The sequence below is a fragment of the Dokdonia pacifica genome (assembly GCF_900188275.1).
In the GTDB taxonomy this organism is placed as follows: domain Bacteria; phylum Bacteroidota; class Bacteroidia; order Flavobacteriales; family Flavobacteriaceae; genus Dokdonia; species Dokdonia pacifica.
Window position 1 is genome coordinate 283,886 of sequence record NZ_FZNY01000004.1, and the last position, 22,055, is coordinate 305,940.

Genomic DNA, 22,055 nt, shown 5'->3' on the forward strand with positions numbered 1-22,055 from the left:
GTAATATGCTGTTTTTCATTTATTTATAAAAACTCTGAAAAGCTTTAGTATATAAGGGCTTTGAAGCTATTTATATTGAATTATTTTTAATTTTTTAACACAAATTTTGATAATAATTGAGGATTTGATAGAATATTCGTTAGTTTTATTGAGATTAACTTAAAAAAATCAATCAATATGAAACAAAATTACAAGAGCGTTAAAATGGCGCTGTTATTTTTGTTATTTCCCATAATTGCTTTTGCGCAAAGTGAAATAACAGGAACCGTACAAGACACAAATGGAGTACCAATACCATTTGCAAATGTCATTGAAAAAGGAACTTCAAATGGGGTCACGACTGACTTTGATGGAAAATTTATTATTACGGTAAATAACCTTCCTACGACATTAGATTTTTCATCCCTAGGATTTACAACCGTATCAAAAGAAATAACAAACACATCGCCTGTTGCTGTTGTGTTGGAAGAATCTTTAGAATCACTAGATGAAGTAATTGTAACAGGACTAGCAACTTCCATAAAAAGGTCAAATTCTGCAAATGCAGTAGCGTCTATCTCATCAGAAGAAATTATCGGAACAACACCACCTCCTACTATAGATGCTGCCTTATATGGTAAATTTGCTGGAGCTATCGTAAATTCAAATTCAGGAGCACCAGGAGGAGGACTTTCTGTAAAATTACGTGGTGCAACTTCTATTACTGGAAATACACAACCCCTATATATTATAGATGGAGTGTATGTGAGTAATGCATCAATTCCAGCGGGATTAAATGCAGTATCTGCAGCAGCAGCTGGAGGAAGTGCTTCTAACCAAGACAATCCAACAAACCGTATTGCAGATTTGAATCCTTATGACATTGAGAATATAGAAATATTAAAAGGAGCATCTGCAGCAGCTATTTATGGGTCTCGAGCAGCAGCAGGGGTGGTTGTGATCACTACAAAAAAAGGAAAAGCTGGAGAAACAAAATATAACCTTACACAATCTATTGGAGCAACCTCAATTCTAAACCCTTTAGGACAGCGTACATTCACAGAACAACGCGTGGAAGATAGTTTTGGAATAGATGCTGTAGCCGATTTTATAGCAGCAAGAGATGCTGGTAGAATTGTAGATTATGAAGATGAGATTTATGGTGAAAATGGATTTATTTCTAATACTAATTTTAGTGCGAGAGGAGGTAATGAAAATACACGTTTATATACCAGTATAAGCCATATTAATGAAGAAGGTATTGTAAATAGAACGGGTTATGAAAAAACATCCCTACGTCTTAATGTAGATCATAAAGCGACAGATTTCCTAAAAATTTCCTTTAGTAGTAACTATGTAAACTCTATTTCTAACAGAGGGTTTTTTAATAATGATAATACAGGAACTACCATTGGAGTTTCCTTAACGGGAGTTGCGCCTTTCTTTGATTTATTTCCAGATGCAAATGGAATATACCCTGATAACCCTAATGGATCATCAAATCCATTACAGACAAGAGATAGAGCTATAAATAGAGAAACGGTAAATCGCTTTATTATGGGAACAACTGTTAATCTGGATATTTACAAAGCAGAAAAATCGAATTTGGCGTTAGTTGCTCGTGGAGGTCTTGATTTTTTTGGACAACAATCTAGAGCTATTTTTCCAAAAGATTTACAATTTCAAAGACCTGAAAATGGAGGAGTTAATGGAGCTTCTATACAAGGAGAAAGCCAGTATAAAGGATATAACTTAGCAGCCTTTTTAGTGCATAATTATTTGCCTAATGAAGATTGGTCATTCAGAACACAAGCAGGTATAACAAATGAGTTTTTTAGATTAAGTACTCAATTATTAACCGCAACAGGATTAGTAGCTTCAGAAACAAATGTAGACCAAGCGGCAAATGTAGGAACAGATCAAACTAGAAATTTTCAAGAGGATGCAGGTTTCTTTGTGCAAGAAGAAATCAATTATAAAGATCAATTTGTAGCAACTTTAGGACTTAGAGGTGATAAGTCTTCATTAAATGGAGATGCTAATAAGCTTTTTTACTATCCAAAAGCGTCCCTAGCGGTTAACTTTAATAAGTTTGGTTTTTGGAATGATGAGAGTGTTTGGAATCAATTCAAGTTTAGAATTGCTTATGGAGAGGCTGGTAATTTACCACCTGTAGGCGCTACTTTTACATCGTATGATGTATTCTCTACAGGAGGGTTATTAGGATTAAGTCTTAATGGTGTACTTGGAGATCCTAATATTAATTTTGAAAGACAAAAAGAATTAGAATTCGGAACGGACGTAAGTTTCTTAGATGGAAAACTTAGCTTTTCAGGAACCTATTATATTAAAACAATCGATGATTTAATTCTTGAAGCTGCTATAGAACCTTCTACTGGTTTTACATCTCAAATTGTAAATGCAGGAAGTTTACGTAATAATGGTGTCGAGTTAGCCGTAAATGGAACTCCTTTTTCAAATAGTAATTTTAGATGGGATGTAGGAATTAATTTCTTTAAGAACACATCAGAAGTTACAGAGCTTGGCGTAGATCCATTTAACATTGGAGCTTTTGGAGCAACATTAGGAACCTATAGAATAGAAGAAGGAAGCAGTGCTACGCAACTTGTAGGTATTGGTCCTAACCCTGGAGCAAACGGATTTCAAGTTTTTGGAGATGCAGAACCAGACTTCCAAATGGCGTTTAATAATGCAATAAGCTATAAAAACTTTGATCTATCCTTTTTATGGCAATGGAAACAAGGAGGGGATAACGTAAACCTCACGGCATTATTAACAGATTTAAATGGGACTAGTCATGATTTTGATGATATAGATCTAGATCCATCCGGACAATTAGGAAATGGACCTTTTCGTTTAAGCCAGTTAGGTTCTTCGGCTGAGGTCTTTGTAGAAGACGCTTCTTATCTTAGATTACGAGAAGTAGGGTTGTATTACAATTTTACTCAAAAAGTACTTAGTGGTATTCTTGGAGGTAAAATTGATGGTGTACGTGTCGGGTTTTCAGGAACAAACCTCATTAATATTTTTGATTACAATAGTTACGATCCTGAAGTGTCGAATTTTGGAGGAAATTCCATTTTTACAGGAGTAGAGGTAACTCCTTTCCCATCTTCTAAACGATTTTTATTTCACTTAGGTGTAGACTTTTAAACTAAAGAAATTATGAAAAAAATAATGAACAAAATATATGTATTCATGGCATTATTAGTTGTTGTTACAGCTTGTGATGTTCAAGAATTTGATGATTTGAACGGACCCGAAGTAGAAAGCTTTGAGCAACTTTTAACTCGAGGAGATTTACGAGATCTTGTAGGTGGTATTTTTTATAGTAGTAGGGATCGCTTAGGTACTTACTTAGATGATTGTGGTGTGATAGGAAGAGAGTACTGGCGTTTTTCTAGTTCTGACCCTAGATTTACAGGAGATTTGCTAGGAGGAGGTAATGCAGTATTAGATAATAATACCTTTTATATTACAGGCCCTTGGGGCTCTAGATATCGTACTGTAAAAAATGCGAACCTTATTCTAGGCTTTTTAGATAATGCTTCAGGAACAGGTGAGTTTACAGAAGCTGAAATAGCAGTCACAAGAGGGTTTTTACGTACGTTTATTGCCTATGAATTATTACTTAATCTTAATTTGACAGACGAAGGAGGAATTCGATTAGATGTTTCTGATGAAGATAATCTAGGTCCTTTTGTTAGTAAAACAGAGGCTTTACAAGGCATACGTGCAATACTAGAACAAGCCATAACTGATTTAGGCCAAGGAGGGGATTTCCCATTTCCACTTACAAGTGGATTTGCAGGATTTAATACCCCTGATACATTTGCACAAGCTTCTAATGCGATTGCAGCCCGTGTTGCAGCATATCAAGGAGATGCAAATGGGGTATTAGGATTTTTAGGAAATTCATTTCTAGATTTAAATGGAGATATAAATACAGGAATCTATCATGTGTTTAGTGCCGATCCTACAGATTTTTTAAACCCTATGTTTTTCCCAATTACTGCCACTACAGCTGGAGCAAGAGTAATGCAGCCTTCTTTCTTAACAGATGCAGAAGCAGGAGATAATAGACTTAATAAAGTACAACAACGTGCAGACCCTCTTACATTAGATGGACTTACAGGTGATTACTTAGTTTTTGTATATAATTCAAATTTAACTCCTATTGGTATAGTTAGAAACGAAGAGTTAATACTGTTATATGCAGAAGCAAATATTACAGTAAACCCTACAGAAGCTGTTAGTGCCTTAAATATTATACGTAATAGTGCTGGTTTAGCTAATTACTCAGGAGCAACAGATCAAGCATCCTTAATAGATGAAATGCTTACGCAAAGAAGATATTCATTATATGCAGAAGGACATAGATGGATTGATGTAAGACGTTATGGAAGATTAAATGAATTGCCTTTAGATAGACCTGAAGATGATGTGTTTTCTCAATTTCCAATTCCTTTGACAGAAAATCAATAATGTGATGATACTAGGTAGAATTCATTCTACTTTAATGAAAAACTCCCGAACTAGTTCGGGAGTTTTATTTTAGTGTTAGGTATAGTGATGCTTGGTTTTTATTCTACGATTTCTTTACCAATAAACGGTGTAGTTTCTTTTGATTTTGCAAGGTTCCAACTAGGCTTAAAAAGTTGCATAAATGAAAGCGTGAGTACAGCTGTTGTTGCAAATCCACAAATGGCTACTGTAAATAAAATGATTCCTAAGCTTGTGGAACTTCCCCAAGGACCCATAAAATTCTCTGTAAATGTCGGGTTGATATTTCCAGCATAAATACCAAAAAATATAGTAAATAGTAATGTGGCAAGAAATCCAGTTACAATGCCAGTTGTAAATCCATCGGCATAGGTAAACTTGTCGTTGTTCCTCAGTTTATATCCTTTAATAGCCTCATAAACTCCAAAGGCAGTAATCACACCATTAAATAAACTAAACAGCGGGTTTGTATGCCATCCAAAGAGAGAAATGATTAGAAAATAACTAATAAGCAAACCACTTAGAGCGATTGCGTAACGTACGGGAAGTGCAAATTTTAACATCGGATTATCTTTTTGGTTCCCTTTAATTTACGGAAAATCAATCAAATGTACCTCTTATATGGTGTTAAAACTCTATACGCTTTCGCGAAAGCGTACCTAAAAACATTTAAAATGGCTATCGAAAATGGCGTATATGTAAAAACAAAACGCCAGTAGTACACTGGCGTTTTTAAAGGGAATAAATAGGGGGTGTTTATTCACCTTCGGGGATTGGATAATTGAAAGATTCGTTATCCAATATATTGTCATCTAATGCATCAGCAAGTTCTTCATCATCTATATGTGCTGTTTCTGGATCATTATCTATTACCGCAGCACCTCTAAAATAAAGCTTAATCCTATATACGATATAATAAAGAAGAGGTACAATAATAAGTGTTAGGAACGTGGCAATGATAAGGCCATAAATTACCGTCCATGCTAGAGGTCCCCAGAAAATTACATTATCTCCTCCTACGTAAATTCCAGCATCAAAATCTTGAAATAATCCAAAGAAGTCAATGTTTATTCCAATAGCTAATGGTATTAGCCCTAATACTGTTGTGATGGCTGTAAGTAATACAGGACGTAAACGCGCACGACCTCCTTCTATAATAAGTTGTTTCGTGATGTCTTTGTCTAGCATTTGTTTTCCTTCAAGTCCGTAAGCAACTTCTTTACGATCTATTAAGAGTTGTGTATAGTCAAGAAGTACTACGCCATTATTTACTACAATTCCGGCTAGGGAGATAATCCCCATCATTGTCATGATAATCACAAAAGAAGACCCACTAATAATAATACCTCCAAAAACACCTATGAAGCTTAGAAAAATAGCAATCATTATAATCACTGGTTTTGAAATAGAACTAAATTGAAAGATGAGTAGGAAAAAGATGAGTCCTAAACCTCCAAAGAAGGCACTCATTAAGAATGACATTTCCTTTTGCTGTTCCTCAATTTGTCCTGTATAATTTACTTGAACGTTTTTGGGTAAGTCAGTAAAATTTTTCATTTCTTCCTGTATAGCAGTCACTACTACTCCTGCATCTGTGTATCCAGCAGCAAGTGCAGAATATACAGTTACAACACGTTTGGAGTCACGGTGTTTAATAGCACTAAATGAAGATGTGTTTTTTGTAGTGGTTACAGCAGCAACAGGAATCTCTTTAATTTGTCCACTAGCCTGATCTCTGAAAATGATATTCTGATTAAATAAAGCTGAATTGTCATAACGTTGATCTTCTTTAAAACGAACATAGATGTCATAATCTTCTCCGTCTTTTTTATAGACACCTGCTTTATCTCCAAAAATAGCACGACGTAATTGCATACCTACTTGGCCTACTGCAACACCTAGTTCTCCAGCCTTTTCTCGATCTACGATTACTTCTGTACCTGGTTTTCCTCTATTTACATTAATTTTCAATTCATCTACTCCAGGAACATTACGCGAATTTATATAGTTTCGCATTTTTTCTGCAGCTACGATAAGTTCTCCATAGTCATCACCTTGCAACTCTAAGTTAATAGGATATCCTTGCGGAGGTCCAGCGGCATCTTTCTCTACAGTAATCACAACGCCTGGGTAAATACCTTTTAAAGCATCTTGTACTTTAAATCGTAACTCTTCACTATCGGCACCATTACGGAATTTATATTCACGCATGGTTGCAGTAATCTTTGAACGATGCGGCATCTCTGCTGCACTTCCTCCGTCTGTTTGAGGATTTCCAGCGCCTTCTCCTACTTGAGAAACAGAGGTCTCTACTAAAGCGTTATAATCCTCGCCCTCTAGATATTCTTGGTCATTAAAGACTTTAAAAATACGACGCTCTATTTCTTTAGTAATTGCATTGGTTTTTTTGATATCTGTTCCTTCAGGATATTCTATATAGGTAATAATCTGATTTGGTTTATTATCTGGGAAGAATTCGATAGCGGTACGCCCGCTTCCTGCAGATATTCCAAAAGCCATTACAGTTGCAATTAATGTGAAGAAAATTCCAATTGTGAAAACAATGGGTTTCCACCCACGTAATGCCCATCCTAAGAAGTTACGATATTTATTTTCTAGCCATGTTAAAAAACGACGTTGAAAAACTTCTGCAGCTTTATGTAATACATATTTATAAACCCACATTAAAGCAATAGTCACCAATATTAATGAACCAAAACCTCTTATAGGACCACCAAGGAAAAGAATCATAAGGCCTATAGGAAGCATTGCTATCGTAATACGAATAAGAAGTTTTGCTGTAAGTGGTTTCTCATCAGTTTTCATAAACTGCGATACTAGCATCGAGTTAATAAAAATAGCAACAAATAATGATGATCCTAATACAACCGAAAGTGTAATTGGGAAGTAAATCATAAATTGCCCCATAAGACCAGGCCATAGCCCAAGTGGTACAAATGCTGCAACCGTAGTAAGCGTGGAAATAATGATTGGAAATGCAATTTCACCTATTCCTTTTTTGGCAGCTTCGATACGACCCATCCCTTCTTCATCCATAAGGCGGTATACATTTTCTACCACCACAATTCCATTATCTACCAGCATCCCTAATCCCATAATTAAGGCAAATAAGATCATGGTATTCATAGTATATCCCATCAAGTTTAGAATCATAAAACTCATAAACATTGACATAGGAATTGCAAACCCTACAAAGAGTGCATTTTTAAAACCTAAGAAAAACATAAGGACCCCTACTACGAGTATAATCCCGAAAATGATATTGTTTACAAGGTCATTTACTTGATTTTCTGTTTTAGCACTCTGGTCATTTGCTGTTGTGATTTTTACATCTGGAGGAAATACTTCTGTTTCAGCTTTTTTTATGATTTCTGTAATCTGCTCTACAGCTGCAATCATATTCTTTCCAGAACGTTTTTTTACATCTAGCATGACCACGCTTTCACTTACTTCATCATCATTTACAGACTCTCCCTTTTCTAAGGTAAGATCACGTGCATAGGTAGTTTTGTCTTCTTCAGCAAAAGTAACGGTAGCGATATCTTTTAAGTAAACAGCCCCGTTTTCAGACTTTACAACAAAATTTTCTAGTTGTTCAGGAGTATCTATTTCGCCTAGAATACGAATATTACGGCGTTGACCACTAGAAATTAAATTTCCTGCAGAAAGTGTCATGTTACCATTGCTTATAGCTCCTAACACGTTGTCAAAATTAACCTTAGCAGCCATCATTTTATAAATGTCTACGGCAACTTCTACTTCTCGTTCTTGTGCTCCACGGATGGTTGCTTCTTTTATTTCTTTAAGGCTTTCTATTTCATCTTGAAGATATTCTGCATACTCTTTGAGTTTGTCCACAGGGTAATCTCCAGAAACATTTACATTAAGAATAGGTGTTTCTTCAGAAATACTTAAATCAAAAACATTAGGTTCTACTTTAGCACCATTAAAGGTGGGCCAATCTTCATTGGCTGTTTCACTATCTACCTCGTCTTTTACTTTTTGTTTGGCAGCTTGAACATCCATTTTATAATCAAACTCTACTGTAATAATTGCATAGTCTTCTTGGGAAGTTGAAAGGACCTCTTCTACACCAGATAGGTTTTGTAACTTATCTTCTAACGGATCTACAATAAGACGCTCAATGTCTTCTGCGGTATTTCCTGGATATGGAACTGAGACATATATCTTAGTTTCATTAATTTCAGGAAAGTTTTCTCTTGCCATACCTAGATATGCTCCCATTCCTAATGCTAAGAACAGTGCCACTAATACATAGATAATGGTAGGATTGTCTATAGCCCAGCTAGATAAGCCAAACTCTTTATTTACATTCTTTTTTTTCTTTGCACTCATGGTGTTAGTATGTTAAGATTCTTACTTCTTGATTGTCTTTTACAGAACGTGCTCCTTCTACGATAATAAGGTCGCCACTTTTAAGCCCAGAGAGCACTTCTATTTTATCACCTTGCGATTTGCCAGTAGTAATGATTTGTTGTTTAGCGACGGTTGTGTTGTTGTCCGCTTTCGCGAAAGCGGTATACACATACTGTTCTCCTTCTGCATTTTCATTGATGACATTTAAAGGAATAAGGATTGCATTATCTACTGTGTAATCATTTATAGATAACCTAGCGGTAAGATTAGGTTTTATGTTTCCTGTTTTATTTGGAACGGCTACTTCTATAGGAAAACTTCTGTTAGATGGATTGATATAATCTCCAGCTTGTCTAATTTTAGCTTCTATAGTTTCATTAAGTACTGGGAAGAATACACGTACATCTTTTCCTTTACGAACGGTTGTAAGATAGGTTTCAGGAACTTCTGCACTTACATACATATTATTTAAATTTACAATTCTAAATAATGCCATGCCTGGTGCAACTACAGTTCCTTGTTCTGTAATCACCTCATCTATAACTCCTGTAAAAGGAGCTCTTACGGCAGTTTTTCCTAACTGACTTTTCATCTGATTTACCATGTTTTCTGCAGACTCATACTGTGACTTAGATTGTAAGTATTGTATTTCAGATCCTATTTTTTGGTTCCAAAGACGTTCTTGTCTTTCAAAAGTAGTTTTTGCAAGTGCAGCTTGTGTTTCTAATTGAGCTAATTGGCTACTTAATCCGCCGTCATCTATACGTCCTAGAACTTGCCCTTTAGAAACACGTTGTCCTTCTTTGACATTTACACGGAGTAATGTCCCTTGATATTCAGGGTATACAAGTACATTTTGCTTAGTTTCAACATTACCTTGAATCTCAACATAGTGATTAAATAAGGTGTCTTTTACAGCCATCGTTGTTACAAGAACTTCTTTTTTGGCGGTAGGGTCTTTTTCTGCTATTGCTTTTTCTATTTGATCAAGTTCTGTAGCAATAGTAGCTGCTTTTGTACTTAACTCAGCTTTCTTAGCTTTTAAAGCTTCTATATTACCAGTCTCAATAATGCTTTCAACCGATGTTCCGCCTTTATCGCCTCCACAAGAAGCAATTACTAGAGCTATGGTTACTATGGATAATAAGTTTTTCATTAGTGTTTGATGTTTATGCGGTTGTATTGTTAGTTTCTTGTGTTTCTGTAATCTGGTGTGTTTAATACCGTTTCTAGTTCGGCTTTAGAATTAATCATATCTAGCATAGCCTCTAGTACAGAGTTTTGAGCTGAATATAATTGCGTTTGTGCTTGTCGTAATTCAAAACTTGAAGCAATTCCTTCCTTGAACTTAATTTGATTTTTTTGTTCTATGCGTTCTGCTAAGCTTAAGTTGTTTTTAAAAACCTCTAAGTTGTCTATAGCGAGTTGATGTTGACTTTTTGCTTGTTCATAAGCAAGTCTGATTTGCTCTTGTGCATATTCAAAATCTGTCTCTGCTTGATCTAGTGCTATTTTTGCTCTTTGAGTACGAGCGCTTCTAGCTCCAGAACTAAATAAAGGCACATCTAAGGTGAGTCCGAAAATGGAAGATGCAAAGTAACGCTGATCGCTATCAAAGAAATCAAATGTATCACGTCCAGCGGCAGTACCTACGTTTATAAAACCTCTTAGGCTAGGTAATGCTTTACTGCGTTCTAATTTTAATTCTAAAGAGCGTTGTTCTGTAAGATTGTAAGCAATCTTATAGTCTACATTTTTCTCTATTTCAGGATTGTCTTGAAAAAGTCCTAGTCCTGGTTTAGCGAGTGATGTGAGTGTGTCTGTAAGTTGTGTGTCTGTAGCAATATCAACACCTATTGCTAAGTTGAGCATTTGAATAGCAATGCCTTCAAGACGTTCTGCATTTACTTTTTGATTGAGTAATTGACTATACGTAATTTGTAATTGCTCTACATCTTCCTCTTCAGCAAGTCCATTTTCAAAAATAATCCGAGTTTCATCTAGATTCTTTTTAACGGTAGCGATATTGCTATTAAGAATTATAATATTCTCTCTAGTGATAAGTACACTTCCGTAGGCGTTAATGACTCCTTTACGAATTTCTAATTGTGTTTTTTCATTAGAATTTTCAGAAAAATCCAAAAATGCTTTGGCAGCTTGAAGACCGACTAAGTACGATCCATCAAATATTAATTGTGTAAGGGTTGCTGTTGCAGAAGCATTTTGTTGTGTACCAAAAACTACAGGGGCAAAAGTGCCAGGCTCCCCTCCAAAAAATTCTGCAGGAATAAATGCGGTGGGTTGTTTTAATTGGTTTTGGTAGTCTATAACTCCATCAATTTGAGGAAGTCCCGAAGCGGTGGTTTCCCATTTTTGCTTAATCGCTTTTGCGATATCTCTACGCGCATTAATAGCGGTTTTATTATTGTCTAGTGCAAATTCAATGGCTTCTTCCAAAGAAAAGCTCTTTTTGTCTTGCGCCTGGATAGTGAAGCCAGTTAACAATAATAGGATGATTAAGATTCTTGTCATTATTCTTGATTTGATTGTATGAGTTTGTTTAATAATTTTCGACCTTTAGGTGTTACAATACCACGCAAATGATATTCTAAATACATATCATATAAAATGTGTGGTGGAAATTCTGAAGATGGAAAAATATCTCCATCCTTTATCCCTGTCATTCCTGTAAAATAAATACGTGATACAAATTGCACATTGATGTTTTCTCTAAAGAGACCTTCAGAAACTCCACGTGTAATATTTTCAATCATACAGTCTTGCATAAAATCATATTGCTTTTTACGTAGTGATCTGTGAATTTTGGGATAATATTTTTGTAGTTGATACATAGGAGACGTACGCTCTCCTTTTAAATGTTCTAATACAAAACGTTTGATATCATAAAGCTCTTCTATAGGATTCTTTTTGTTTTCGGTAATAAGGTCAATTCCGCTACAAATCATATTAAAAATCCCAGCAGTAGAACCTTCGATAACAGCTTCTTTATTGCTAAAATGGCTATAAATTGTCTTTTTTGATATCCCCATTTCTCTGGCGATATCATCCATTGTAATGCTTTTAAACCCTTGATTTAAAAACAGTTCAGTGGCGGTATGTAATATTTTTTCTTTCATAGTTTGCGATGCAAATGTACAATGGAAACTTTAAAAACGATTAAAGTTTCCAAAGTTTTTACGATAATTTAACATTTGTATACGCTTTCGCGAAAGCATATGTAGCTCCATAACCAATGGAAACCGTATTTTTGCATCTAAATTTTTTTATCTCATGCTCTCTGTATTAGAATACTCATCTATTTTTATAGATTATCTTAATGAACGTTCTCTAGATAAGGAACCTAAAAACTTATATACCCCTATTAATTATATCTTGAATTTAGGGGGTAAAAGATTACGTCCTGTATTGACATTAATGGCAACAGAGTTGTTTGATCAGCCTTATCAAAAATCCTTAGATGCAGCATTAGCCATTGAAATTTTTCATAATTTTTCATTAGTTCATGATGATATTATGGATGATGCTCCTTTACGAAGAGGGCAGCAAACAGTGCATGAGAAATGGGATATAAATACAGGGATACTTTCTGGAGATGCGATGCTTATTCTTGCCTATCAACTATTTGAAAATTATGATGGAGCGATTTTTAAGGAATTGGCAAAACTATTTTCAAAAACCGCTATAGAAGTATGTGAGGGTCAGCAATATGATGTAGATTTTGAAACAAGAGATGATGTTACGATTCCTGAATATCTCAGAATGATCGAATATAAAACCGCTGTTTTAGTAGGTGCGGCTCTTAAAATGGGAGCTATTGTTGCGGGTGCTTCAAAAGAATGTCAAGAGTCTATATATAATTACGGTAGAGATTTAGGGATTGCTTTCCAATTACAAGATGATTACCTAGATGCATTTGGAGATCCAGAAACTTTTGGAAAACAAGTAGGAGGAGATATTATAGAAAATAAAAAGACATTTTTATACCTCACCGCATTACAGAAATCTGAAAAAGATGAAGCTAGGCAATTAGAACATTTATTTTCTATTACACCAGTAGACCCTACAGAAAAAATAGAAACTGTGAAGCAACAGTTTATAGATAGTGGTGCTGCAGATGCTACAAAATCTGAAATGGAAAAGTATACGCAACGAGCTTTTAAATCTTTAGATACCGTAAAAATATCTGAAAATAAAAAAGAATTATTACGTGCATTCGGAAATAACCTAATGAAGAGAACGGTTTAATTTTTTAAAAATAAACTCTCACAAAAGGTTGCCATGCTTCTGCATAAATTCCGTCATCGTTATCAAACAATACATTGTATCGAGCTCCTATAGTGACCCCTTGAATTCGATAACCTGCTCCAAGGAAAAGAGCCGTATTATTTATATCATTGGTAATATCACCACCAATACTTTCAATACGTTGCGTTCCAAATAATTGTTCTACCTCCGCCGATAGTTGTACTTCAGGAATAGGGTTTGCCAAAAAGATACCACTCACACCATAAAGCGTAGATGAAAAATCTCTAAACTTCTGGTAATTGAAGTTTAAACCGGGGCCAAAGGCAATGTAAGGATTGTATTGATATATCGCACTTGGTGCTACTGTTATTTGGGTATTGTTTGAACCAAAAGCAAGACCTAATCCTCCTCCAAAACGAACTTTTTTCCAAAATTCGCTTTGTGGTTTAGGTGCGGGATCTTCTTGAGCTATTGTTTTACTTTGAATACCTAAAAAAAGGACAAATAGAATACATAGAGAGACGTAACTTTTATATTTCATGAGGCTGTTTGTTAAAATAATCTCATAAATATAGGAATTATATACCCTAAAATGTTAAATATTGTATTTTTGTACGTCTATATGTCAGTAAGACATAGATTATAACTTACAATGGATAGATTTTCTTTTCTAAACGCAGCCCATACAGCTTATTTTTCAGAGCTTTACGATCAGTATTTACAAAACCCAGACAGTGTTGAGCCTAGTTGGAGAGCCTTTTTTCAAGGTTTTGACTTCGGTATAGAAAGCAGCGATGCTGTTTCAGATGAGGTAGGAGGGACTCAAATAGTGATTCCTGAAAATCTAAAGAAGGAGTTTGATGTTGTCAATTTAATAGATGGATATCGAACACGAGGTCATTTATTTACAAAGACAAATCCTGTAAGGAATAGACGTAAATATGAGCCTACACTTGCTTTAGAAAATTTCAATCTCTCTCAAAGTGATTTAGATCAACAGTTTGAGGCAGGTTCTATATTAGGATTAGGTAAAACAAGTTTGCGTGATATCGTAAATCACTTAGAAGCTATTTATTGTGATTCTATAGGGGTAGAGTATATGTATATACGTAAACCTGAAGAAAGACAATGGATTCAGAATTGGTTAAATACGAATGATAATCATCCTTCTTTTGATCCAGAACAAAAAAAACATATCCTCAATAAATTAAATCAAGCAGTGTCTTTTGAAACATTTCTACATTCTAAATATGTAGGACAAAAGCGCTTTTCTGTAGAAGGACTTGATGCGATGATTCCTGGACTGGATACACTTATTGAACGTGGATCGGAAAAAGGAATACAACAATTTGTGCTTGGTATGGCACATCGTGGCCGATTAAATGTATTGGCAAATATTTTTGGAAAATCACCAGAAGCAATTTTTTCTGAGTTTGATGGAAAAGAGTATGATGAAGATGAATTATTTGATGGAGATGTAAAATATCATATGGGCTGGACAAGCTTTCGCGAAAGCGATAAAGGACATAATATCCGTATGGATCTTGCTCCTAATCCTTCCCATCTAGAAACAGTAGGTGCCGTTATAGAAGGAATGTCAAGAGCAAAAATTGACACCAAATTAAACGGAAACGAAAAAGCAATCCTTCCAATAGCGATACACGGTGATGCAGCGGTTGCTGGTCAAGGTATTGTATACGAGATTGTGCAAATGGCACAACTGGATGGTTATCGTACCGGAGGAACAATTCATATCGTTGCAAACAATCAGGTAGGGTTTACTACAAATTATCTAGACGCAAGATCTTCTACCTATAGTACAGATATTGGAAAAGTAACCTTGTCTCCTGTGCTTCATGTAAACGGAGATGATGTAGAAGCTGTTTGCCATGCATTTGCATTTGCATTAGATTTCAGAATGGAGTTTGGACGTGATGTGTTTATAGATATTTTAGGGTATCGTAAATATGGCCACAATGAAGGTGATGAACCTCGTTTTACACAACCAAAATTGTATAAAGCAATTTCAAAACATAAAAATCCAAGAGATATTTATGCCGCTCGTTTACTAAGTGAAGGTGTCATTGCAGATGGGTATGTAAAAGAACTTGAAAAGAAATATAAAAGTGATCTAGAAGAAAATTTAGAAGCTTCTCGTAAAAGAGATAAAACGGTCATTACCGAGATTCTGGCAGATGATTGGAAAGATTACGAGCTAGGTACACTAGAAGATATACTTGCTCCTGTAGATACTACATATGATCAAGCTAAGTTAGATGTTCTTGCAAATGGGATTACTAAATTACCTGAAGACAAGAAGTTTATTCGTAAGATAGAACGTATTGTTGCAGATCGTAATAAGCAATATACAGAAATCAATAAATTAGACTGGGGAATGGGTGAATTACTTGCCTATGCTAGTTTAATGGAAGAAGGGTTTAATGTTCGTATTTCAGGACAAGATGTAGAGCGTGGTACGTTCTCACATCGTCATGCGATTATTAAAACAGAAGATGGAAACGAAGAAGTAAATCTTCATAATAGGCTTGATGTAAAGGGGCATATGGATATCTATAATTCATTGCTCTCAGAATATGGAGTCGTAGGATTTGATTATGGATATGCCATGGCAGCTCCTAAAACGTTGACGATTTGGGAAGCACAATTTGGAGACTTTTCAAATGGAGCACAGATCATGCTAGATCAATATATTTCTGCAGCAGAATCAAAATGGAAAACTCAGAACGGACTTGTAATGCTCCTGCCTCATGGATATGAAGGACAAGGATCTGAGCATTCAAGTGCACGTATGGAGCGGTATTTACAATTATGCTCTCATGATAATATGATTATGGCAGATGTGACAACACCAGCAAACTTTTTCCATTTATTACGTAGACAAATGAAGTGGAATTTTAGAAAACCACTAGTTGTGTTTACTCCAAAATCATTATTGAGACATCCACTTGTAGTAAGCAGTAAAGAAGATCTTGCCAATGGAAGTTTCCAAGAAGTTTTTGATGATCAAAAAGTAGATAAGAAAAAAGCAACATCTCTTGTTTTCTGTACGGGTAAATTCTATTATGATTTATTAGCATATCGTGAAGAAAACAAAATAGATACAGCTGCTATAGTACGTATAGAGCAATTATTTCCTTTACCACAAGATAAGATTAAGGAAATTATAGCATCGTATCCTAATGTGACTGACTATGTTTGGGCACAAGAAGAGCCTAGAAATATGGGAGCTTGGGGATATATGCTTATGAATTTTGATCAAGTAAGGTTACGTGTTGCTTCTCGTAGAGTTTATAGCTCACCAGCAGCAGGTAGTAGTACCAGATCAAAAGCTAGACATAGAAAAGTAATAGAAAGTGTTTTTGAAACACCAAAAGAAAAATAAAATTTCCATGAAGATGGAAATCTCGTAATAAGAAAGATTAATTTTGAAAGGAGGATGTGACTCCCTCCTTCGAGAAAGTTTAATTAATAAGTCCGCTTTCGCGAAAGCATAAAAAGCGTAATTAGAATAACTATGGTTTTAGAAATGAAAGTCCCTTCACCGGGAGAATCCATCACTGAAGTAGAAATTGCACAATGGCTTGTTGAAGACGGCGATTATGTAGAAAAAGATCAAGCGATTGCCGAAGTAGATAGTGACAAAGCTACATTAGAACTTCCAGCTGAAGTAAGTGGTGTTATTACACTTAAAGCAGAAGAAGGAGATGCTGTAGAGGTTGGCGCTGTAGTTTGCCTTATAGATACTGCTGCCGAGGCTCCTTCAGGAGAAACAAAAACTGAAGCACCCGCTAAGAAGGAAGAAGCACCTGCACCTACTCCTAAAGTAGAAGCACCTGCAACAAAAACATATGCTTCGGGAACACCGAGTCCAGCAGCAAAAAAGATTCTTGACGAAAAAGGAATGGATGCTAGTCAGGTATCTGGATCTGGTCGTGATGGACGTATTACCAAAGAAGATGCTGTAAAAGCAACTCCTTCTATGGGAACTCCAGGGCCTGGGGCTAGAGGAGAAAGCCGTAAAAAATTATCGATGTTGCGTCGTAAAGTAGCAGAGCGTCTTGTGGAAGCTAAAAACACCACAGCTATGCTTACTACCTTTAACGAGGTAAACATGCAACCTATATTTGATGTCCGTAAAGAATATAAAGAAGCTTTTAAAGCAAAACACGGAGTAAGCTTAGGATTTATGTCCTTCTTTACGCTAGCAGTAGTAAGAGCTTTAGAGTTATATCCTGCCGTAAATAGTATGATTGACGGGAAGGAAATGTTAACGTTTGATTACAAAGATATTTCGATAGCTGTATCTGGACCTAAAGGATTGATGGTTCCTGTAATTCGCAATGCAGAAAACCTATCATTTAGAGGGGTAGAAAGCGAAGTGAAGCGCCTAGCAATCCGTGCTCGTGATGGACAAATTACAGTAGATGAAATGACAGGAGGAACTTTTACAATCTCTAATGGAGGTGTATTTGGATCTATGCTATCTACTCCCATCATTAATCCACCGCAGTCAGGTATTTTAGGAATGCACAATATCGTAGAACGTCCTATTGTAAAAGATGGACAAATTATTGTAGCACCTATTATGTTTGTAGCATTATCATATGATCACCGTATCATTGATGGAAAAGAATCTGTAGGATTCTTAGTAGCTGTAAAAGAAGCTTTAGAAGATCCAATTAATTTATTAATGGATGGTGATATAAAGAAAGCACTAGAAATGTAAATACATAGTTCTTTAAGAATAAAAAAAACCGAGCATTTAGCTCGGTTTTTTTTGCTATATACTAAATGTCCCCCAACATTTAAGTGTTAAGCAGCTTACGTAATACTATTTTTATTTTTTGGAATATCATTGTTTTGTGTCCAAAGAAATAAGGCCATTTGAGAAGAGGGAATCCCAAGTTTCTGAATACTATTAGAGCGATGTTTTTCTATAGTTCTAGGAGAACAATTTCTAATCGTTGCAATTTCAGATGATGTATGCCCTTCTTTAATATACCTAAGAATCTCTAATTCGGTTTTGGAGAGTTTCTTTAGAATATTTTGAGATTGATGCGCTCTTCGTTTTGCCATTGTTAAATGTAAAAGAAGATTCTTTAATTACATATACGTAGACCTACGTATATGTAGTAAACTAAACGTTTTACGCTTTCGCGAAAGCATAAAATAAATTAAGAGAATAAAGAAGGGTGTTTTTGAACCCAAAGTAGTAATGCATTTTGAGACGATTTAATCTCTAATTTGTGAATGATATTAGATCTGTGCTTTTCTACAGTTCTTTTGGAAATAAAGAGATGATCGGCAATTTGAGAAGAAGACCAATCTTTTGCTAGGTATCGTAAAATTTTTAATTCTGTTGGGGTTAGTTTTTTAATGATCTCACTAGAATTATTAGGAAGGTATATCTCTTCTTGTAGTTTTTTACTTTTATAAATATTGCCTTTGCATACTTCTATAATACACGTTTCTATTTCCTGAAGCGTGTCGTCTTTGAGAATATATCCTTGAATGGTTTTTCCTAATTGCTTTATGATGGCTTCTTCTTTATGTAGTGTAAGGATAATAATTTTTGTATCTACATGATGTTGCACACATAATTTTGCTATTTCCAATCCATTAAGTTTAGGCATGTCAAAATCAAGAATAGCAATCTCTGGTTGTAAATTAGAGATCGTATTGTAAGCTGTATTCCCATCGGTGGCTGTATCTAGTATGTTGTAATCTTTACTTTTAAGAAAGTTTTCAGTACCGCTTAAAAGCAAAGGGTGATCATCTGCTATGATAATTGTTGTTTTTTTCATGCTGTCAAAACAGTTATGGTAATGGTAGTACCTTTATGAATACTAGAGGTAATATCTAATTGTGCATTTATATATTGAGCTCTTTCTTTTAAGGTTCTTAGTCCTAAATGAGAAGTGTGATTTGTATAATGATTCATATCAAAACCCTGTCCGTTATCTTTTAATACAAATAGAATTTTTTTTCCTTTTCTAGTCACATTTAATTGGCAAGCAGTTGCTTTAGCATGTTTGATGACATTAGAAATACATTCTTGTATCATTCTGAAAATAAAAATTTCCTTTTCTTTTGGGATACGGCTTTCAATAGGTTCTATATCGGCCGAAAAAAAGATAGGAGATGTGTTCTGGAATGCATCGATCAGGTTATGTAAGGATTGTGTTAACCCTAATTGTTCAAACTGAAAGGGGTGTAAATTATGTGACATCTCCCGAACCTCATTGATGGTATCTTCTACAAGAGGGATTGAAGCATCTGATGTGTTGTTTTTTAGTAATAATGTATTTTTAAGTAAGAGTAATTTTTGTCCAATACTGTCATGTAATTCTTTTGCTATCCTAGAACGTTCTGTCTCCTGTGTGTTGATGAGTTGTGTTGAAAATTGTTCTTTAAGCTGATGTTGCTTCTTAAGTTGTAGGATGTACCAAACTCCTATCATTCCAAATAATAAAACCAATATTAGATAGAACCAAAAAGATTTATAAATATAATTTTTAGCGTGTATTTGTAGAAATAATGAGTTTCCAATTTTTTGTTGAGAAGAATCTAAAGCTTCAACTTCTAAATCATAATTTCCAGGAGCTAGATTCACTAAATTTAATTGATTTTTTCTTTCCAGACTTGTCCAGTTTTCCTGATTAAAACGATACCTATAATTCACAGTTTCATTAATAAACAGACCAAGTAATCCAAATTCAATATTAAGATTGCGATGTTCTGCAGGAAGGGTTATTGTTGTTATAGAATTTAATTTTTCGGGGCTTAATTCTCGAAGGGAACTGTTGGATTTTTTGTCAAAATATTTTAATGAAGAAAGATGTAATGATGCGTCAATTTTGTTTTTACTAATGGAGTCTGGATGAAAATAATTGAGCCCTCTTAATGTACCAACAAGAAAGTATCCATCTTCTGTTTTTGTGGCACTATATCTATTGCTTTCAAAGTGACTTAGTCCGTCGCTTTCTCCATATCTTATTGCTGATTGATCTGAAGGGTCAAACGCTACAATTCCAGAAAATGTATTTAACCATAATCGATAGTGATCATCTAATAGAAACGTAGCAATACTTGCGTTGAGTGGATCTTCATATAGTATTTTAAATGTGTGTGTTTGTGTATCAAACTGGAATATTTTTCCTGAACGACTCCCGATGAGTAGTCCGTAGGGTTCGGTGTACAATATAGAGAGCAGAAAGTTTTCAGTTATGAGTTCTGTAGGTTTATATATTATAGTCTTTCCATTTTGATGCACCAATAAACCAGAACCAGTAGCGCCATAAATAGTATTGTCTTTTTTAACAATGGCCTGTATGTCTAAAGTATCTGTGTTGGCTAGCACATGATGTGTTCTAGTGACTTTATCAAACCGCATTAATTTATACTTATGAGTACCATAATAAATAGAAGTACTATCCTCTACCATTGTAGCTACAGGATAATGGATGTACGTTTCTAATTTTTGAGAAGTATCATCTACATATACAATTCCTTTGTTGTACGAACTCCAAAAACCATTTTTAGTTTTAAAAAAACCACGATTTTCATCGGCAATATATGGTTGCCCATTAAGCGTTAATTTATAAGGTTTTATTTCTTTTGTTTTGGGATTGAGAATATACCATCCGTTGCTTTCTGAAGAAACCAGAATTTTATCATTTTCTAAGGGTAAAATACCCCGAATGCTATAATCCTTTAGAGACAATGAAAAATTAGGGCTTTCAAAAATAATATGATGTAACTGCTTATTTTCTCCTATAAATACTTCTTTTTCAAAATTTCTAGATAAATAGATAGGAACTCTTGAGATATTTACATCGTATGTGAAATCTGGAGTATCAAGAGTATTGAGATAACGAGACATCTGTACTCCAGATTTAGTGTCAAAACTATCGAAGCGAAGGATATTACCATACGAGTCGTTATGAATCTTATTCGCATTGATTTTTTCGCTCTCTATATCTTTAAAAATAGATACTTTTTCCCAAGTTCGTTTATCAGAATCATAAGAAAAATAATTTTCAGTTCCTGAAAAAAAGTTGGCGTGATAGGTGTCATTATATGTAAATAATGAGTTGATAGTAAGGTGATAATCTACACGATTTTTATCGATACCTAAATGATCGGCATCTAAAGAATTAATCAAATTACCTTCAGTATCAAATGTATGTACGCCAGATCGATCATCATTAATAATAAAATGATCGTCAAAGCCCATAAATTGAGAAACGAGCACATCTTTTTTGTTGGGAATTTCATTAAGTAATGAAATCGTTAAATCAGGATGTAATTTATATATGTAGCTACGTTTATTAGTGTTTATAAATAGTATGAAATCATCCATATACGGATAAAGTGTAAACTCATAACTATCTTTAATCTCAAAATCTTCTTTTGGGATTTTAACTTCTTTAATAGCTAAACTCTTCGGGTCTAATAAAAATAACTGAGATTGTTTATTCTTTTGCTGATCTTGAATATGCACATATATTTTTCCATCTTGACGTTTTTTAATGACGGCATTTGAAAATGGTTGTATGTTAGGTAAATCTATGGTATGAAAGGAATTACCATTGTAACGTTGTAGAATACTTACACTACTACGAGTCTTAAACTCATCGGGGGTTGATCGATGTCCTGAAATCCATAACCATCCATCATTGTCAAAAAGCATCGTATTTATATTCTCTACAAGAAATCCGTCTTTACTATCATATATTTTATGACTTTGAGGAGTGTCTTGCGCATAAGTAGATAGAACATATAGTAGTATGTGAAATATAAAGATACATATACGAAGCTGCTTTTTCAATAGGTATTTGGATACTAAGGGGTTAGTATAAAATCTT

14 protein-coding genes are annotated in these 22,055 nt (G+C 34.8%); 5 read left to right on the forward strand and 9 right to left on the reverse strand.

The genetic code is table 11. The features are described 5' to 3' along the window. Window positions 1-177 precede the first annotated feature (177 nt). Together CHB80_RS13680 and CHB80_RS13685 are read left to right on the forward strand one after the other, a co-directional pair. A complete protein-coding gene (locus CHB80_RS13680) occupies window positions 178-3,153 on the forward strand; it encodes a SusC/RagA family TonB-linked outer membrane protein (RefSeq protein ID WP_089372054.1) in 2,976 nt (991 codons plus the stop codon). 12 nt (window positions 3,154-3,165) lie between these two features. Further along, window positions 3,166-4,485: a RagB/SusD family nutrient uptake outer membrane protein gene (locus CHB80_RS13685; RefSeq protein ID WP_089372055.1), complete on the forward strand. Its 1,320-nt coding sequence runs from the start codon at window positions 3,166-3,168 to the stop codon at window positions 4,483-4,485. A 98-nt stretch (window positions 4,486-4,583) separates the two neighbouring features. Here CHB80_RS13685 and CHB80_RS13690 read toward each other — a convergent pair whose 3' ends face one another. From CHB80_RS13690 to CHB80_RS13710, 5 genes are all read right to left on the reverse strand, one after another. After that, window positions 4,584-5,066: a DUF4199 domain-containing protein gene (locus tag CHB80_RS13690; RefSeq protein ID WP_089372056.1), complete on the reverse strand. Its 483-nt coding sequence runs from the start codon at window positions 5,064-5,066 to the stop codon at window positions 4,584-4,586. A gap of 193 nt (window positions 5,067-5,259) precedes the next feature. Then, entirely contained in the window at window positions 5,260-8,880 is a 3,621-nt protein-coding gene (locus CHB80_RS13695; RefSeq protein ID WP_089372057.1) for an efflux RND transporter permease subunit, read from the reverse strand. A 4-nt stretch (window positions 8,881-8,884) separates the two neighbouring features. Next, window positions 8,885-10,057 (reverse strand): efflux RND transporter periplasmic adaptor subunit, encoded by a 1,173-nt coding sequence (locus tag CHB80_RS13700; RefSeq protein WP_089372058.1) that lies wholly within the window; start codon window positions 10,055-10,057, stop codon window positions 8,885-8,887. Window positions 10,058-10,086: 29 nt separating this feature from the next. Beyond that, window positions 10,087-11,433: a TolC family protein gene (locus CHB80_RS13705; RefSeq protein WP_089372059.1), complete on the reverse strand. Its 1,347-nt coding sequence runs from the start codon at window positions 11,431-11,433 to the stop codon at window positions 10,087-10,089. After that, window positions 11,433-12,038: a TetR/AcrR family transcriptional regulator gene (locus CHB80_RS13710; RefSeq protein ID WP_089372060.1), complete on the reverse strand. Its 606-nt coding sequence runs from the start codon at window positions 12,036-12,038 to the stop codon at window positions 11,433-11,435. Before CHB80_RS13710 ends, CHB80_RS13705 begins: the two co-directional genes overlap by 1 nt. A gap of 154 nt (window positions 12,039-12,192) precedes the next feature. Here CHB80_RS13710 and CHB80_RS13715 point away from each other — a divergent pair, with 154 nt between their 5' ends. Further along, on the forward strand, window positions 12,193-13,167 hold the full coding sequence (locus CHB80_RS13715) for a polyprenyl synthetase family protein (protein ID WP_089372061.1): 975 nt from the start codon (window positions 12,193-12,195) through the stop codon (window positions 13,165-13,167). A gap of 4 nt (window positions 13,168-13,171) precedes the next feature. On the opposite strand, the gene CHB80_RS13720 is transcribed toward CHB80_RS13715, so the two are convergent. Then, window positions 13,172-13,708 carry a hypothetical protein gene (locus CHB80_RS13720; protein ID WP_089372062.1) on the reverse strand — a complete coding sequence of 179 codons (537 nt, stop codon included), beginning with the start codon at window positions 13,706-13,708 and terminating at the stop codon, window positions 13,172-13,174. A gap of 111 nt (window positions 13,709-13,819) precedes the next feature. Between CHB80_RS13720 and CHB80_RS13725 the strand changes: the two genes are divergently transcribed. Both CHB80_RS13725 and odhB read left to right on the forward strand, forming a co-directional pair. Next, entirely contained in the window at window positions 13,820-16,570 is a 2,751-nt protein-coding gene (locus tag CHB80_RS13725) for a 2-oxoglutarate dehydrogenase E1 component (protein ID WP_089372063.1), read from the forward strand. 132 nt (window positions 16,571-16,702) lie between these two features. Beyond that, complete coding sequence (odhB, locus tag CHB80_RS13730) at window positions 16,703-17,914, forward strand: 2-oxoglutarate dehydrogenase complex dihydrolipoyllysine-residue succinyltransferase (RefSeq protein ID WP_089372064.1); 1,212 nt, start codon at window positions 16,703-16,705, stop codon at window positions 17,912-17,914. A 95-nt stretch (window positions 17,915-18,009) separates the two neighbouring features. Here the strand turns inward: odhB and CHB80_RS13735 are convergent, their stop codons facing one another. From CHB80_RS13735 to CHB80_RS13745, 3 genes are all read right to left on the reverse strand, one after another. Then, entirely contained in the window at window positions 18,010-18,264 is a 255-nt protein-coding gene (locus CHB80_RS13735; protein ID WP_089372065.1) for a helix-turn-helix transcriptional regulator, read from the reverse strand. Between the two features lie 98 nt (window positions 18,265-18,362). Continuing rightward, window positions 18,363-18,992, reverse strand: coding sequence for a response regulator (locus CHB80_RS13740; RefSeq protein ID WP_089372066.1), 630 nt, complete (start codon window positions 18,990-18,992; stop codon window positions 18,363-18,365). Next, on the reverse strand, window positions 18,989-22,018 hold the full coding sequence (locus tag CHB80_RS13745; protein ID WP_089372067.1) for a sensor histidine kinase: 3,030 nt from the start codon (window positions 22,016-22,018) through the stop codon (window positions 18,989-18,991). The genes CHB80_RS13740 and CHB80_RS13745 overlap by 4 nt, the downstream gene beginning before the upstream one ends. Between the last annotated feature and the right edge of the window lie 37 nt (window positions 22,019-22,055).